At 51.6% G+C, this 15,876-nt stretch carries 11 protein-coding genes; 4 read left to right on the forward strand and 7 right to left on the reverse strand.

Going from position 1 to position 15,876, the window contains the following annotated elements:
• Positions 1 to 5 precede the first annotated feature (5 nt).
• From OOT00_RS01495 to thrS, 5 genes are all read right to left on the reverse strand, one after another.
• Positions 6 to 2,243 (reverse strand): LemA family protein, encoded by a 2,238-nt coding sequence (locus OOT00_RS01495; RefSeq protein WP_265423519.1) that lies wholly within the window; start codon positions 2,241 to 2,243, stop codon positions 6 to 8.
• A gap of 42 nt (positions 2,244 to 2,285) precedes the next feature.
• On the reverse strand, positions 2,286 to 3,059 hold the full coding sequence (locus OOT00_RS01500) for an NYN domain-containing protein (RefSeq protein WP_265423520.1): 774 nt from the start codon (positions 3,057 to 3,059) through the stop codon (positions 2,286 to 2,288).
• A 224-nt stretch (positions 3,060 to 3,283) separates the two neighbouring features.
• The gene (locus tag OOT00_RS01505) at positions 3,284 to 4,189 is read right to left on the reverse strand and encodes a universal stress protein (protein WP_265423521.1); all 906 of its coding nucleotides are present in this window, start codon (positions 4,187 to 4,189) and stop codon (positions 3,284 to 3,286) included.
• A 135-nt stretch (positions 4,190 to 4,324) separates the two neighbouring features.
• Positions 4,325 to 6,553 carry a hybrid sensor histidine kinase/response regulator gene (locus OOT00_RS01510; RefSeq protein ID WP_265423522.1) on the reverse strand — a complete coding sequence of 743 codons (2,229 nt, stop codon included), beginning with the start codon at positions 6,551 to 6,553 and terminating at the stop codon, positions 4,325 to 4,327.
• A gap of 431 nt (positions 6,554 to 6,984) precedes the next feature.
• Positions 6,985 to 8,898 (reverse strand): threonine--tRNA ligase, encoded by a 1,914-nt coding sequence (gene thrS / locus OOT00_RS01515; RefSeq protein ID WP_265423523.1) that lies wholly within the window; start codon positions 8,896 to 8,898, stop codon positions 6,985 to 6,987.
• A gap of 328 nt (positions 8,899 to 9,226) precedes the next feature.
• On the opposite strand from thrS, the gene OOT00_RS01520 reads away from it, so the two are divergent.
• Positions 9,227 to 10,369: a ribonuclease D gene (locus tag OOT00_RS01520; protein WP_265423524.1), complete on the forward strand. Its 1,143-nt coding sequence runs from the start codon at positions 9,227 to 9,229 to the stop codon at positions 10,367 to 10,369.
• A 154-nt stretch (positions 10,370 to 10,523) separates the two neighbouring features.
• On the opposite strand, the gene OOT00_RS01525 is transcribed toward OOT00_RS01520, so the two are convergent.
• Together OOT00_RS01525 and OOT00_RS01530 are read right to left on the reverse strand one after the other, a co-directional pair.
• On the reverse strand, positions 10,524 to 10,823 hold the full coding sequence (locus OOT00_RS01525) for a hypothetical protein (protein WP_265423525.1): 300 nt from the start codon (positions 10,821 to 10,823) through the stop codon (positions 10,524 to 10,526).
• 26 nt (positions 10,824 to 10,849) lie between these two features.
• Positions 10,850 to 12,334: an HD domain-containing phosphohydrolase gene (locus OOT00_RS01530; RefSeq protein WP_265423526.1), complete on the reverse strand. Its 1,485-nt coding sequence runs from the start codon at positions 12,332 to 12,334 to the stop codon at positions 10,850 to 10,852.
• A 282-nt stretch (positions 12,335 to 12,616) separates the two neighbouring features.
• Here OOT00_RS01530 and OOT00_RS01535 point away from each other — a divergent pair, with 282 nt between their 5' ends.
• The 3 genes from OOT00_RS01535 (at position 12,617) to OOT00_RS01545 (ending at position 15,871) form a co-directional block, all read left to right on the forward strand.
• Positions 12,617 to 13,777 (forward strand): ArsA family ATPase, encoded by a 1,161-nt coding sequence (locus OOT00_RS01535; RefSeq protein ID WP_265423527.1) that lies wholly within the window; start codon positions 12,617 to 12,619, stop codon positions 13,775 to 13,777.
• Between the two features lie 435 nt (positions 13,778 to 14,212).
• The gene (locus tag OOT00_RS01540) at positions 14,213 to 14,896 is read left to right on the forward strand and encodes a FadR/GntR family transcriptional regulator (RefSeq protein WP_265423528.1); all 684 of its coding nucleotides are present in this window, start codon (positions 14,213 to 14,215) and stop codon (positions 14,894 to 14,896) included.
• A 177-nt stretch (positions 14,897 to 15,073) separates the two neighbouring features.
• Positions 15,074 to 15,871, forward strand: coding sequence for a sulfite exporter TauE/SafE family protein (locus tag OOT00_RS01545; protein ID WP_265423529.1), 798 nt, complete (start codon positions 15,074 to 15,076; stop codon positions 15,869 to 15,871).
• Positions 15,872 to 15,876 lie beyond the last annotated feature (5 nt).

The following is a 15,876-nucleotide window of genomic DNA, read 5'->3' on the forward strand; positions in this document are numbered from 1 at the left end:
GGGAATCAGGTTTTTTTATATAGTACATCCTGTTCTCCCAAGGTCTTTTCTCTTTGCTGCGAGAATGTCTTTATGGGTTTGATTCTGAACATTTTAGCAAGAAAAAAATCCGGAAAGGACTGAATGCGGGTATTGAATATTTCGACACTGTCTGCGTAACCTTTTCGGAGGAGGGAGAGATAGTTTTCTGTTCGGATGATTTCATGGGTAATTTCCTGTACCAGAGACTGTGCCTTTAATTGGGGGTAACTTTCCATTCTTGCGTGGAAGCTGTTGCATACGGCCCTTTCTTTTTGAACGATTTCTTCTGCTTTTTCCGTTTCTCCCGGTGGAAGGGACGCTTCTGTGCGGAGGCTGCTGAGGGCGGTAAGCAGCTCTTTTTCATGGGCAAGATAGGTTTTGGCAATCTTTTCAAGCTGAGGCCACAGGTCAAATCGCCTCTGCAAGATGGTATGGATGTCACTCCATGCTTTATGACATCGGTTCCTGAGAAAAATAATATCATTAAAATGCAGAATCAGAGTGTAGAGCAGAAGGAACAGGGGGATGATGAGGGCCGTTTGAAAGAGTGCGGAAGGGGTAAACCATCCCAGACCTGCCCATAATACGCTGGCAGCAAAGAGAAAGGCGGCCAGACTGAAAGACGTGGCAAGAAAACCTTTTGCTCCTTTGCTTCGAAGAATATCTTCCTCCCTGCGTGGACTGATGAAGAAGAAGTTGTGCCTGTCGGTACCTTTCTGCAGGCTCAGTCGATCGCTTTTTTCAGGATCCAGCCCGGCAAAGCCTATGGTGTAGATGGCGAGTCCCGGTTCCAGCAGCCATTCCGTGTAGATCCGTCCTCCTTTTGATTCTTTGCTGCGGCCAGAGTATTCGATGATGGCGTCTTTGGGAAGGACCCTGATTTTTCCTTCTTCATCTTCCAGCCAGAAAGGAGTACGGCGGATATCTTCTTCAATGGTGACCCACTTTGTTTTATTACCGGATTTTCTTTTTTCTTCTACTTTGTAGTGATAGGCTACGCAGTCTTTGCCTTTGAGCCTGCTCTGCATGCAGGGCAGCTCCTCGCCGACAAGTATCTTCCCTTTGAGCTCGGCAAGTCCGTAGCTTAAGCCGGAGCTGCTGGCTGTGGGTATATGCTCCATGAGGCGTTTTTGTTTGATGGATAGAATGCCGGCCAAAAAAGCCATGAGGCCGAGAACCAATCCTCCCGCAGAGAGAAGGCTTACCATAAGGGGGCTCTGAAAGGAGCTGGGGCGAATGGAGTCCGTAAGTTTTTTTGCCTGCTGTATTTCGGTTTCCGTAAGCCCATAGGGTAAGGGAAACTGCCGTTCTGCGACATGGTTAAAAAGGGGGCGATCCGGCCATTTCTGAGCACCTCTTTCAATAAGGAGCCGCATTGCATACAGATCGCTTCGTTGTTCAGGCATAGGTGTGGGATAGGTGGCCTTATAACGCTCCTGGTAGAGGATGGCGGCTTCACTCCAGTCTTTTTTCAGGTTGGTAAGCCCCGTGTACCAGAGAAATCCCATACCACCGCAGATCATGAAAAGCACGTAAATCCAGAACCGATGGATTTGCAAGGCAATGAGAAGGAGGGCAATGCCAAAGGCAATGAGTCCGGAAGCGATGGAAACCAGAACACCGGATTGCAGGAGGCTTTTCCCGCCCTCCGCTTGAAGCGTTCCAACACTCAGGATTGCTGGAATCTGCCAGTTACGGGTATCAAAGTGAATCCATTTTGTTTCCGGGTCGTAGGCTCCCAGGATGTTTATGGACTGACCCGGTCGGATGATCCACTCACTGTAGATACGGTCTCCCCTCTTTACCCTGTAGGTTCGGGAAAGGGACGTCTGCATGGAGCTTTGGTCTGAAGGATTGATCCTTACCTCTCCGCTGGTGTCCTTCAGCAGGAAGGGGGCTCTTCTTTCCCCGGAATCCAGGGTGCGGGTCCGGATGTTATTGTCCGAATCTCTATACTCTTCTTCCAGTCTGTAACGAAGAAAGACAGCTTTTTCTCCGGAATAGGGAGCTGTGAGTACTTGATTCCCGGCGAGAACTTCTCCGTGAACGGCATAAGGGCCTTGAGCCAGGGCTGCTATGGGCGTGGGCGGCAGACGGTCGATCTGCCGGGCATCACGCATGGACAGAAAGCCCCAGTTAAAACAGGCAAGGGCTGTGGCAAAGCAGGCCAGCCCCAAAGCTGCTGCAAGAAGGGCTTTCAGGAAGCGTTTGATATGGCGCATGCGTCCTCACGGGGATAGTGGGGTTGTTGGCTGCCCATGGAATCATCGCCACTGGAATTCACAGACATCGGTGGCTTTTGGCCCTTCGGGCGTCTGAATAAGGTCAAATTCAAGAATAATCTGACGGTGCTTCAGTTCGGCCACATAGCGGGTGTCTACCGGTTCCTGGTCTGCGGTGATGTCGTTGATATGGCAGAAGATGTCGTGGCGCATATCCGTAGCACCAAGGCCGGTGCGCATGGTGATAAAGCCAAATCCCCGGTCTTCGTTATAGGCGTGGAGAATACCGCGTTTGCGACTGTTTCCCGTATCATTACCAAGAATACCGGGAATAAGAAAGCCTGAAAAATGATTGTCAACTTCCCTCATCAGGTCACCGCTGGTGTTGGCAAAGGAAAGAAGATCCACCCGTTTGCCCCGGTTCTGGAGGGCGCGGACGAGCCGGAGAAAATCACCGTCTCCGGAACCTACAAGGATATAATCCAGATTTTCCGACTGAAGGATGGCATCAACGGCAAGGTCCAGATCCGCATTGGCCTTGACTACCAGTTCACCTTCCGAGTCGTAATAGCGGCGTACCTCTTTACGGATGAGATGGAATCCATTTCGGCGGATAGCCGCTCTGTAATTTTCATTTCGTATTCTGTAGCCTGTGTCGTGGCGCTCTCTTTCCACATCTACGGCAAGATAGGCGTTGGCACGTAGAACTATGGTACCTTGTGTTTCCACAAGCTCTTTGATGACCTCGTATCGGATGCCCCAGCCGCCGTTGCGACTTAAATTTTCCATGTCGAGAAAAATCCCTGCCTTCAGCATGATAGCTCCTTGTAATGGTTTGCTGTGGTCCTGTTTTTTCCGGTCTGTTTCCTGTGTCCGCAGAATAAGGGCTGCGGGATTTCAGCAGGAGCTCCACAGAAACATTTTATCCTGTTTTTATCCAGCATAAAATTGGGAGTAAATGGAATCCGGCAAGTTGGCTGCCGGATTCCATGCAGGTTGCTGTATGGCGGGGTATGGGGCAGAAAAAGCAGGCTCCGGTCTCAGTGGACGGACATGACAGGGCAGGGGTTTTCCCGTATGAGTCTGTCTGTTACGGAACCCATCAGCATGGATTCGGCAAGGGAAATGCCGCGGGAGCCCACAAGCGTGACATCAATGCCATTGGCCAGGGCATATTTGCGCAGTTCCGTATGGGCTTCTCCGAGTAAAATCCGTGTTTCACAGTGGCACCAGGTTCTGGCCTCATCCGGTACCAGAGAATCCAGTTTTTCCTTGAGCTTTTTCATTTCTTCCTTCTGGTGACGGATACGGTCTCCGGGTGGTCCTTCGGCAAGGAAGGCTTTGTGCTGATTTTCAGAAACCGTATGTACGATATGAAGCTCTGCCTCGAATTCCTGTGAAAGACTCAGTCCATAACGCAGGGCCATGGTGGCATGATAGGAAAAATCGTAGCCAATGAGAATGCGTTTCAGGTCCAGTATGGGGCCGTTGGGTGTAGTTTTTAGGGCTTCCGGTTCCACGTCCCTCAGAATAAGCAGGGGGACTTTGAGTGTACGGATGAGCTCTTCGGATGTGGAGCCCATGAAGAATTTTTTGAGACCGGAACCGGGGCGTGTTGTGACGACAACCAGATCGGCGTCCAGTTCTTCGGCAAGCTCAGTTATGCGGGTTGGCGGATGGCCGGTCCTTACGATGTCTTTCCATGGGATATGGCAGTCTGCCATGGCCGCCGCCATTTTTTCCCTGGCTCGTTTTTCCATTTTTCTCTCATACCCGTTAGGGTCCCTCATTCCTTCCGCATAGACAAGGGGAATGGGGTCAATGATGGAGCAGAGAAAAAGCTCCGCATTCAGGGTCCGGGCAAGGGCCGTGGCATAACGGATACCCTGCCGGGCATAGTCCGAAAGATCGGTTGTGCAGAGGATGCGGTTAAAGTGAATGCGCATGGTCTGCCTCCTTGTGTTGGGGGGAAAGAAGTAAGGAACGTCAGACTTGTCAGTCGATACCTGAATTTTACTTATAGTAGAGCCATGCGCCATGGAAAACAAGAGTGTATAGGTTTATCCTGTCAAACCTCGTTATTAACAGAGTGCCCGATGGACGCCGCGGGCGAGGCAGGAAAAGGTGTAGGGTTTTTTTACGAGCCCAACGGCACCCATGGCCAGGGCTTCTTTCATGCGGTCGTTTTCGGAAAAACCTGTAAGAATCAGAACCTTCAGATCTGGAATGAGGGTACGCATGTGAAGGAAGCAGTCCAGGCCATCCATGCCCTTATGGCCCATGATCATATCCAGCAGAACAAGGTCCGGTGTAAGGGATGGCAGCATGGCAAGGGCTTCTTCGCCGCTGGCAACGGCCGTGACTCTGTAACGGAGTTTTTCGAGAACAAGTGTTGTGATTTCTCGTTGTTCGGCGAGGTCATCAATGACAAGGATATGCTGACCGCAGCCTTCCGGGTCACGTATTGTTTCCTCAGAAGAAATGGTCAGCCCCGGAGTAACGGGCAGGTGTATGGAAAAGGTACAGCCCTTTCCCGGTTCGCTTTCCAGGTAAATCTGGCCGTGATGATCCTGTACCGTACTCCACACGACCGCCATTCCCAGCCCTGTTCCGGATCGTCCCATTACTTTTTTTGTATAAAAGGGTTCAAAAATTTTCTCTTTGTCCTCCGGAGCAATGCCCATGCCCGTATCCTGAATCTGAAGCAGAACGGCTCCATGGGGAAAGGCGGTGGATGCCTCAGGGATTGTAAGGGTCCGGATGGATATCATACCCCCACCCGGCATGGCTTCTGCAGCATTGGAGACAAGGTTCATAAGCATTTTGCCAAGGTGCAGTCCTGACCCGAGGATGAGATCCAGGGCTGGATCCAGGCGGGTTTCAATATGGACATTGGGATGAAAGGCACATAGTTTTTCATGCTCAGGCGTGGAGAGGTAATCCAGAATAACCGTATTGAGCTGTACGGTGTCTTCCACGCTTACTCCGCGGCGGGCGAGGGTCAGCAGATCCTGAACGATCTGGGCTGCCCTCTGGCCTGATTTTTGGATAATGGCAATCCTGCGGCGCATGGGACTGTCTTCGGGAAGATCCTGAAGGAGCAGTTCCGGATAACTGACAAGACCCGACAGTACATTGTTAAGATCATGGGCTACTCCACCGGCGAGCATACCGACGGCTTCCATTTTCTGGGCTCTGGTAAGCTGGTCCTCCAGTCGTTTTCTTTGGCCTTCGGCGCGCACTCTGCTGGAGATATTCCGTACGATCGCCATTACGGTACCAGGTGTGGCTGCGACCATCCGGGTTTCAAAGTGTTCGATGATATTTTTTTTGATGGGCAGGGCGTATTCGAAAAGAACGGGTCTTTGAGTCCGGAGGGCCAGATGAATGTTGGTTTTGATCTGGGAGGCAATGCTGGATGGAAAAACATCCTGTGCTTTTTTGTGCAGAAATGTATTTGCATTCAGGTAGAGATGATTTTTATTGCCTTGAAAATCGAGAAATTTCCCTTCTGTATCGAATTGAAAGATCAGATCAGGGATGGCGTCCAGAAGAATTGCACGCCGCGCTTCGCTCTTGCGGGCTTCTTCCTCTGCTTTTTTTCGTTCCCGGACTTCTGCCTGCAATTCCCGGTTCATCATTTGCAGTACGTTTTCCCGTGCCCTGATGCGGGTGGCCATATCCTGAAAAGTAGTGGCGAGCACCTGCATTTCTTTATGGCGGATGGCTGTGAAGGCATGGTCATAACGGCCTTTGCCAATACGCTCCAGTCCCTCCCCCAGAGACCGCAGCAGTGGCCGGAAAAAAAGAAGGGAGAGAAGCCATGTGCCAATGTAAATGCCAAGAAAGGAAATGCCCAGAATCCATAATGTCTGGTTGCGTAACCGCGCCAGATTTTCCCGGTAGGGATCACTGGAAATATGAAGGTCCACAAAGCCGATGATTTCGTTTTTGTTGATAACACTTGTGGTGATGGTCTGCAGTGAGTCGCGGTGCATCCCCTCTGGTATGGCATCAAACAGCACCCGCCCTTCCATGTCACTGATACGGATACCGGTCATGGGTTCATTGTGGGTAAAGGCAAGGGCAATGCGTTCTATTTGTTCCTTATCCAGCTGCCAGAGGGGATCAGCGAGAATCTGGGTGAGGCGCTGGGCGTTATCTGCGGTTTGGGCATGAAAGAGTGTTGTTATCTGTCGGGCTTCCCGGGTGAAATAATAGAAAACAAGGGGTGCCTGAAGAAGCATCACCATCAGAAACACGCTTATGGAAAGATCCCTTGATATGCTGCGTTTGGGGGCAGGATGCATACGGACCTGGCTTTCATGCATGAAGAGGGGAGGAATCGGAGAATTTTATTTGGATAAGTGGACAAAAGATGAATGGAAAATAGCATTTTGGCTGTTAAATAGCAAATATTTATTGGCAGGATTTAAAAAGGAGGGGCTTGACCGGTTTTTATCCGTTGTGTCCGGTTAGTTTTTTGTCTGAGGGTGTTCCGGATTTTATAGGCTCAGATTTTTTTGAGGCTGTTCGGAAAATGGATAGTCAACTGTGTTCATGCCAGATTCCAGTTTCTGAATCGGATGTGCCCAGCATAGAGCCGTTTCAGTCAGCCGTTTTCGCTGACCAACCCGTTCCAGGTTTTTGGTCTGTTTTGCGGAACTGCGGTGAACAGTCTCAGCGGCATTGGCTGTGTAGATTGAGCCAGCCGGAGGAGTGCCGCTCCGGCTGGCATATCTTATGCGAAAATATCAAGGGATAGAATTCGTTTGCGGATATGGTTGTTTACTTTTTCCAGAAAAAGGCTTCGTTCCATACCCATGAGGACTTTGCCATCCAGAGTGCGTACGGCAAAGGTTCCTGTTTCGATTTCTTTGGCACCGATGGTGACCATGATGGGAATCTGCAGTAACTGTGCGTCCCGGACTTTTTTCTTGAGGCTTTCAGACCGGGTATCCACCTCTGCCCTCAGACCCTGAGAGAGGAGCTCTTTCTGCAGATTTTCCGATGCTGGAATGAGATCATCATTCATGGGCAGCAGCATGATCTGTACCGGGGCCAGCCAGAGGGGGAATTTACCGGCAAAGTGTTCGGTAAGAATACCGAAAAAACGCTCAATGGAGCCGTAGATAACCCGGTGGATCATGATGGGGCGGTGTTTTTCATTGTCTTTGCCGATATAATTCAGGTCAAAACGTTCCGGCAGGGCCATGTCCAACTGAATGGTGCCGCACTGCCAGGTACGTCCGATGGCGTCTTTGATGTGGATATCAATTTTGGGGCCGTAAAAGGCACCGTCCCCCTCATTGATATGGTAGCCTTTGCCGTAGTCATCCAGAGCGGCCCTGAGGCCGGAAGTAGCCTCTTCCCACTGGGCATCATTGCCGATGGACTTTTCCGGTCTGGTAGAAAGTTCCAGATGAAAATCCAGGCCAAAGGTGGCGTAAATACGGTCCACCAGTTCCAGTACTCCAACGATTTCCTGCTGGATCTGATCCGGTGTCATAAATATATGGGCATCGTCCTGATGGAAGGCCCGAACCCTGAACAGGCCTGACAGAGCTCCGGACATCTCATGACGGTGAACAAGGCCGATTTCTCCGGCCCGGTGGGGAAGATCTTTGTAAGAATGGGGCTTCATGCCGAAAAGGATCATGCCACCGGGACAGTTCATGGGCTTAATGGCATATTCCGTCTCATCCACCTGGGATGTATACATGTTTTCCCGGTAGTTTTCCCAATGACCGCTTTTTTCCCAGAGAACCCGGTTGAGCATGATGGGCGTTTTGGTCTCCACATATCCGGCATCTCTGTGGGCTTCCCGCCAGTATTCCAGCAGGGCGTTCCATACGGCCATGCCTTTTGCATGGAAAAAGGGCATGCCGGGAGCTTCATCGTGGAAGCTGAAGAGGTCCAGGTGTACGCCGAGTTTTCTGTGATCCCGCTTTCTGGCTTCTTCCAGCAGCGTAAGATAGGCTTTCAGATCTTTTTTATCAAAAAAGGCGGTACCATAGATACGCTGGAGCTGCTGGCGGCTCTGGTCCGCACGCCAGTAGGCTCCGGAAACCCGCATCAGCTTGATGGCTTTGATGTGGCCGGTGTGGGGCAGGTGGGGGCCACGACAGAGATCCATGAAGCCTCCCTGTTCATACAGGCTGAAAACATCGCCTTCAAGGGAGTCGATGATTTCCAGCTTGTATGGTTCGTTTTTAAAGCGTTCCCGTGCCTCGGATCGAGTCATTTCCCTTCGGATGAAGGGCTTTTTCTGTTTGATAATGGAAAGAATTTCCGCTTCGATTTTCGGAAAGTCTTCTTCGGAAATGCTCTGCATATCAATGTCGTAATAAAATCCGTTTTCCACAACCGGGCCTATGGTCAGGCGGGCATCGGGGTAGAGGACCAAAACGGCCTCTGCCATGACATGGGCGGCGGAGTGTCTTAAAATTTCAATGGATTCAGGATCTTTTGGAGTAAGCAGGCGTACATTGGCATTCTCATTTACTGGGGATGCAAGATCTCTGAGTCTGCCATTCACCTCTATGGCAATGCAGTTGCGGGCCAAACCTTCGGAAATGGACAGAGCAATGTCCATACCGGTGGGGGGGCTATCAAATTCCCGGATACTGTGGTCCGGCAGGGTAATCTGTATCATGGCACCATTCCTGGATGAGGTTGTATCAGCCGCTTTCTGTGTCTTCCATGATGGCTCAGGAAGGCTGCAGCGGGAAACGAGGGGAAAAAAATGCTTTTACAGAGAGCGCCGCAGTCAGACTTTTTTGAGATAAAAAAGAAGCTTATAGCCATACATTGTGCTTTGAAACAGAGGTTCGCAGGCACAATTGAAGTACCTAAGGGAAATGGTCTTGCGGGTCAAGGAAAATTATGAAACCATGGCAGGCTGCAGAAGCGGCGGGAATATTCCTGTGTCGGATGGAATATGGACCGTTTTCCTTAAGAACGCCGAACAACAACGGATAAGGATGGATTCTACGTATACGCTTATTGAAACCCGGGAGGCACTGCAGGAAGTGCTCCCCCTGCTAAAGGCAGCCGATCGTGTCGGTGTGGATCTGGAAGCCGACTCCATGTTTCATTTCAAGGAGAAGGTCTGTCTCATTCAGCTGGCGATTGACACTGGGAATTTTGTGCTGGATCCTTTATCCATAGGGGATCTTTCATGTCTGGGACCTGTTTTTGCCAATCCGGGAATCTGCAAGGTGTTCCATGGCGCAGATTATGATGTCCGTTCTCTTTTTCGGGATTTTGGTTTCACTGTAGAAAATCTTTGGGATACGGAACTGGCTACGCGTTTTCTGGGTTGCCGGGCTTCGGGCCTGAATGCTGTGCTGAAGGAACGTTTTGGCGTTTGTCTTGATAAAAAATATCAGAAAAAAGACTGGTCCCAGCGCCCTTTGAGTCCAGAAATGATAGCCTATGCCGCAGAGGATACCCGGTATCTTCTTGCTCTTTCCAGAGAGCTGGAATCTGAGCTGGCAGCAAGGGGGCGTTTGGAGTGGGTTGCGGAAGAGTGCCATCTCCTGCAGCAGGTAAGGGCGCAGGAGGGTGAAGAAAGACCGTTGTTTCTTCGGTTCAAGGGGGCTGGGCGTCTCGATAGACGGAGCCTTGCGGTTCTGGAGTCTTTTCTGGAGTTTCGCATGGAGATTGCTGAAAAAAAAGACAAGCCCCTGTTTAAGGTTCTGGGCGGAGAACCATTGCTGCGTCTGGCTCAGCTGCGCCCCCGTACCATGGAAGCCATGAGAGATACGAATTCCTTAAGCCCCAGACAGCTTTCCATGTTCGGTAGCAGCCTGCTGGACTGCATCCATGGAGCGATGGCCATACCAGACGCATCCCTTCCCGTGTATCCCAGATCAAAAGCCTTACGGATTAAACCTCAGGTAGCCCTTCGGATTAAGGTCATGAAGGAATGGCGGGACCGTCTTGCTGAAGAGCTGAGCCTGGATCCGGCGCTTTTGTGCAACAAGTCCCTGCTGACCAAGCTGGCTCAGTGCAGGCCGACTTCCATGGAGGAACTTTCAAAAATAGGCGATATGAGAAAGTGGCAGCGAGAGCTGCTCGGGGAGGGCCTGCTGAGGGTGCTCGAGGAGCCTGGCCTTTTTTAATCCAGGTTTGTTCCCATAATCAAAACCAAGACCAGAGCGCAGTCCCTTTTGGTGTCCACAGAAGGCAGGTCTGCATTAAAGGGACTGTGGGCTGTTTCCTTTACCCATTACCCGCCGTGCTCTCCGTCCCCCGCGTGAAGGATTAATCCCTCCTTTATTCCCATTGTAGAAGAATCTGTAAGTCTTCCTCACTCAGGCTTTTCAGTTTAGGCATCCTTTTGGACAGAACTGCATCCTGAATCATTTCTTTCCGTTCGCAGACATCCTGTCTCGTTGCAAAATCACCTCTGTGGCAGAGGAAACATGTATTCTCGATTACGTCCATGGTCTGATTACCGGGTAGTAAGCTGCAGGCTTCCGGAGGATACTTCTGTAGTCGGATACCGCTGCAGGCGGCAGAAAAAACGATGACGAGCCATATGAGCAACAGGGCAGGAAACAGTTTTGTTTTCAAGGAGAAGCTACCTCTTTCAGTGGGTTTCAGAAATTGGGCCATTGGGAATGGATCCGGGTCAGAGAGGCCATGTCTTCCGTAAAACAGGGGACAAGATGCGGGTCGAAAAGGGTTCCTGCCTTTTGTTTGAGGAAGCGGACAGCATGGTGTAAGGGCCATGCTTTTTTGTAGCTGCGATCATGGATCAGCGCATCAAAAACATCGGCAATGGCGGTTATTCTGCCTGCAATGTGGATATCCTTGCCGCTGAGCCCAAGGGGATATCCGTTTCCGTCCCAGCGCTCATGGTGCTCCCGTGCGGCAATGGCAGCGGTGTGGAGTTCCGGTTTCCCTCCGGTATGCAGGAGCTCGAAACCGATGTCGGGGTGAGTGCGGACGATAGCCCTTTCCTCCTCTGTCAGGGGTCCGTTTTTATTGAGAATTTTTTGAGGGATGGCCAGCTTGCCGATGTCATGGAGGGGGGATGCCCGCCGGAGTTCTTCCGCGGCATCCTTGCCAAGTCCGGCCCGCAAGGCAAGAAAATGGCAGAAAGCACCTACTCTGTGGAGATGGCCGGTATTTTCCTTCGGACCGGTATGGGCAATGGCATGGCTGAGGAGCTGGGAGAAGGAGTCCGCATCTGTGATGTCAGGCTGGTGTTCAAGGAGCGTATCCAGCACATCGGCGATGTGAACCGTAAAGATACGGAGCATGGTAATCTCTTTTTCACTCGGTGCAGGCAGAGACTGTATGTCAATGCGGATGGTTTTTCCCGTGGCAGACCTGGCCATGAGGGGGAGTGCGGGGACGGATGGGCAGTCTCCCATTTGTCTGCGGGCCTTGCAGATGCTCATGCCGGAGGGGGCCATAGCGGAAAACCGGATGCGGAGGGCTCTTGGTCCTGATTTTTTTGGGCAGAGGAGGTGAAGCAGCTGATCTGTAACGCTATGGGCAAAACCCGATGGCGCTCTGTGGCCGGAAAGGGGAGAGGTGGCCTTGAGGATGTGATGTAGGGCGTCCCTTTCTGTCTGGATGGCGGTAAGTTCCCGGAAGTTTCTCAGGGCCGTTGTCAGGACGCTATGCAGTTTCCGTGCACTGAGATCGGATTTTTCTCTGTAATCGTTGATCTCATAGGAATCAACGGCCATATTTTCCGGTGTTTTGCCAGATTGACCGGTTCGAAGGATAATGCGCAGGTTCCGGTTACCGAGCTCTTTCCGTATGCGATTCGCAGCGACAAGGCCGGCCATGTCGTCTTCCATTACCGCATCCAGCAGCAGAACAGATGTGTTGCTGTTATTGGATACAAAAGCAACGGTCTCAGATCCCGAATAAACGCTGTGGATGGCAAGGGGACGGTTTTCGAACCGAAAGTCCGCAAGAACAAGGCGGGTGACCCTGTGCACCTCCGGGTCATCATCGGCAATGAGAATTTCCCATGGCAGGCCTTCGGAGTCTGAAGGCTCCGTATGGTTTTCAGGTGCAAAGCCCATGGGGCTGGTTTCAGAAGATTCAGGAACGTGGAAACGCATGTTGCCTCCGATTCTGTTCGGGTTTGTACAAAACAGGATGCCAGCGTAAACACGGCTATGCCAGTACCGAAGGATCATGTACTGACAATACTCTTATCCGTCATAAAGAAGAGGCCGGACCGGAAATGATTGGATGCTTGGCAGATCGCAATTGACCATAGGGTCTTTGACAGGTATTGTCAAACCTCTATTGATTTTGGATACTGGAATGGCCGCTGTTGTGAACGCTGCCGTCATAGCCGTATGTTGATATTGACTGGACCTATGAGGAAAGGAGCCTGAATGCGTATTCTTTTATTCACGGGAAAAGGGGGCGCCGGTAAAACGACTACCGCAGCTGCAACGGCGCTTCAGGCGGCGCGTTCGGGTAGAAAGACGCTGGTGATGTCAACGGATCCTGCCCATTCTCTGGCCGATGTTCTGAATCTTCCCCTCGGCCCCGAACCTGTGGAAGTGGAGAAAAATCTGTGGGCACAGGAGCTGGATATTTATTATTCCATGCGTAAACACTGGGGTTCCCTGCGTCGCCTGATGCTGGATCTTTTTCGCTGGCAGGGTGTGGACAGAAAGGTGGCTGAAGAGCTGGCAGCCATTCCCGGCATGGAGGAAGGATCGGCATTTTTATGGATCGAAGAATATGTCCGGGAGAATCGCTTTGATCTTATCGTCATTGATTCTGCACCCACAGGGGAAACTCTGACCCTGCTGTCTCTGCCTCAGGTGACCCAGTGGTGGACAACTCAGATGTTCCCTTTCCCGAAAATGGCACTGCGGGGCATGGGAAGGTTGATGGGCGGGATGATGCCCATGGCCGCAGGCCTGGAAGAGCTGAGCACTCTTCTGGAAAAAATGGAAAGGGTGCAGAAAATTCTTGCGGATCCTGAAATCACCAGCACGCGAATTATGGTAAACCCGGAGCGGATGGTGATTGCCGAAGCAAGGAGGGCTTACACCTATCTTCAGCTTTATGGTTATCATGTGGATGCTGTGATCACCAACAGAATTCTTCCCGAAGGGGAGACAACGGGATTTTTCTCCGCTTATGTAGCTTCGCAAAGCCGTTATCTGGCGGAAATAGAAGAAAGTTTTGCTCCTTTGCCCATGCTGCGTATTCCCCATTTCGGGGAAGAGATTGTTGGCCTTGATCTGTTGGAAAAAACGGGGAAGGTTCTGTACGGAGACAGGCCTGGAGATGATCTTCTATTTAGGGAAAAGCCTCTGGGTATTTCCGAAGTAGACGGAGGGTATGTGCTCACCCTGCGTCTACCCTTCCTTGAAAATGGAGATGTCGGGGTAGAACGTTCCGGAGATACGGTTACGCTGCAGGTGGGATCGCGACGGCGGCATGTCTTTTTGCCTCGTTTTCTTGCTTTTTATTCCATCTGGGAAACCTTGCATCTTCCTCCGGAGTTGAAAATTTTTTTTGAAAAGCGTCCAGGATAGCCATGGCACACCATGGGCCTGTCTGGTATCTGTATGCTGAAACCGGTCCATGGTGGCAGGATTTCCCTGGCGGGTGTTGGGGTGGTTGGGGATTTTTCTTCTTGCAGAATAAAAAAGGTGGTGATAGTCCCTGAAATTGGTTGAACCAATTTCAGGGACTATTTTTTAGTCTCCGTACATATTTTGGCTGTGAAAGTCAGGCTTCGGTGGTAAGGGGACTTGTTGGTGAGGCTGTTGTGTAGTTTGAATGGCAGGAACGGTCTTTTAGGCTGTAAGGGTATTGACTGAGGGCAGACGCTTACCGGTGGGCTGGTTATCGGGTTTTCAATGCCGGGGGTGGGGCGGGCATTTGGAAAAAAGGGCTTCCCGGTCCTCCGGAGCAGAGGCAGGGTGCAGAAGAATCTGCTGAAACCAAACCTGTGCAAGGAAAAAAAGATGGGTGTGTATACCTATGAACGTGTGCTGGCCCGTATCCGTGAAATGATGGAGGGGGGGGAGCTCCAGCAGGGACAGCGCCTCCCACCGGAGCGGCACCTTGCGGAACGCTTCGGTGTTTCCCGCCATGCGGTGCGACAGGCCCTGCAGTCACTGGGAGAACGGGGACTGGTGATCCGCCGTCAGGGGTCGGGGACGCTTCTGATGGCTGACAGTGCGGAGATACTGGCACGCGAGATGGCGTGTTTGCTGACGGGAACGGGATCGCGTATGGACGCCCTTCTTGAGTTCCGTCTTTTGCTGGAACCCCAGATTGCGGCAGTGGCTGCAGGAAGGATTTCCCAGGAACAACTGGAAAGGGTGGAAGAGCTTATTCGCATGCAGGAAGAAGGAAGCGGTGATTTCAGGGAGCTGGATGCCCGGTTCCACGGGCTTCTGGCGGAGGCAACCGGCAATGTGATTATCCGTGAGGTCATGACTTCTTTGGCTGTGCTTTTTGATGAAGGGCGAAGCCCCGGCTGGCTGCATCCCGCAAGGGAAGCCCATTCCCTTGCGGGACATCGGGTCATTCTTGCTACATTAAAGAAAGGGGACCGGGAAGGAGCCAGGCAGGCTATGGAAGCGCATATTCAGACTATCCGGGAGAGTCTGGTCGGGAAGGAAGATCCGTATGAAAAACCATGAGGAGAACTGGTGATCCCGAGAGTTCATATTTTATTTGCAGAGGCTGGCTGAAATTTTTTTTGAACAGCGCAGTGCCACACAATATATCTTGTGAATTAAGATGATCGTAACTGTTTGTGGTGCGCTGTCAGCTGCTAAAAATAGTTTGCGGACAAGCTCTGCATCAGGGAGAGAGAAATGCTTGAGACCTTTGCGTTGTATCTGCTGCTGGGGGCCATTGCCGGTGTTCTTGCCGGGCTTCTGGGAATTGGGGGCGGGCTTGTAGTGGTACCCATGCTGGTTTTTGCTCTGCCTTCTCAGGGGGTGGAAATGTCCATCCTCATGCAGCTGGCACTGGGCACCTCCATGGCTGCTATTATTTTTACGGCCACATCCAGCCTGAAGGCCCACCATAAGCGGGGTGCCGTTCGCTGGGATGTCGTGTGGCGTATAAGCCCGGGCATTGTACTGGGTACTTTTCTGGGGGCACTTGTGGCTTCGCGTATGCCCACTATGGCCTTGAAGATTATTTTTATCGTTTTTCTTTATTACGTTGCTTTACAGATGTTTCTTAACAAAAAGCCCAAAGCCAGCCGCACCCTTCCCGGGATAACGGGTATGTTCGGTGCCGGATGCACCATCGGCGGCATGTCCAGCCTGGTTGGCATTGGTGGAGGGACCCTTTCCGTTCCTTTCATGACCTGGTGCAATCTACCCTTTCATACGGTGATCGGTACCTCCGCAGCCATAGGGCTGCCCATTGCCCTTGCAGGAACCGCTGGATATGTGGTGGGTGGTCTGGGCAATGAGCTGCTGCCTCCCCTATCTCTGGGGTTTGTTTATGGACCGGCGCTGATCGGTATTGTGGGAGCCAGTGTGCTGACGGCTCCTCTGGGGGTCAGGCTGGCCCATAGTCTGCCGGTGAATACCTTGAAAAGATTTTTTGCAGCGCTGCTGATTCTTGTGGCAACCCGTATGCTGGTGGGACTTTTGTAGGCCAG

This window comes from Desulfobotulus pelophilus (assembly GCF_026155325.1).
Lineage (GTDB): Bacteria > Desulfobacterota > Desulfobacteria > Desulfobacterales > ASO4-4 > Desulfobotulus > Desulfobotulus pelophilus.

Bases quoted from the DNA above. Each gene is read 5' to 3' on its own strand.
- thrS (WP_265423523.1), bottom strand. From the start codon at position 8,898: ATGATACAGATTACCCTGCCGGACCACAGTATCCGGGAATTTGATAGC.
- OOT00_RS01500 (WP_265423520.1), bottom strand. From the start codon at position 3,059: ATGCTGAAGGCAGGGATTTTTCTCGACATGGAAAATTTAAGTCGCAAC.
- OOT00_RS01530 (WP_265423526.1), bottom strand. From the start codon at position 12,334: ATGCGTTTCCACGTTCCTGAATCTTCTGAAACCAGCCCCATGGGCTTT.
- OOT00_RS01520 (WP_265423524.1), top strand. From the start codon at position 9,227: ATGGATTCTACGTATACGCTTATTGAAACCCGGGAGGCACTGCAGGAA.
- OOT00_RS01535 (WP_265423527.1), top strand. From the start codon at position 12,617: ATGCGTATTCTTTTATTCACGGGAAAAGGGGGCGCCGGTAAAACGACT.
- OOT00_RS01495 (WP_265423519.1), bottom strand. From the start codon at position 2,243: ATGCGCCATATCAAACGCTTCCTGAAAGCCCTTCTTGCAGCAGCTTTG.
- OOT00_RS01505 (WP_265423521.1), bottom strand. From the start codon at position 4,189: ATGCGCATTCACTTTAACCGCATCCTCTGCACAACCGATCTTTCGGAC.
- OOT00_RS01510 (WP_265423522.1), bottom strand. From the start codon at position 6,553: ATGCATCCTGCCCCCAAACGCAGCATATCAAGGGATCTTTCCATAAGC.
- OOT00_RS01545 (WP_265423529.1), top strand. From the start codon at position 15,074: ATGCTTGAGACCTTTGCGTTGTATCTGCTGCTGGGGGCCATTGCCGGT.
- OOT00_RS01540 (WP_265423528.1), top strand. From the start codon at position 14,213: ATGGGTGTGTATACCTATGAACGTGTGCTGGCCCGTATCCGTGAAATG.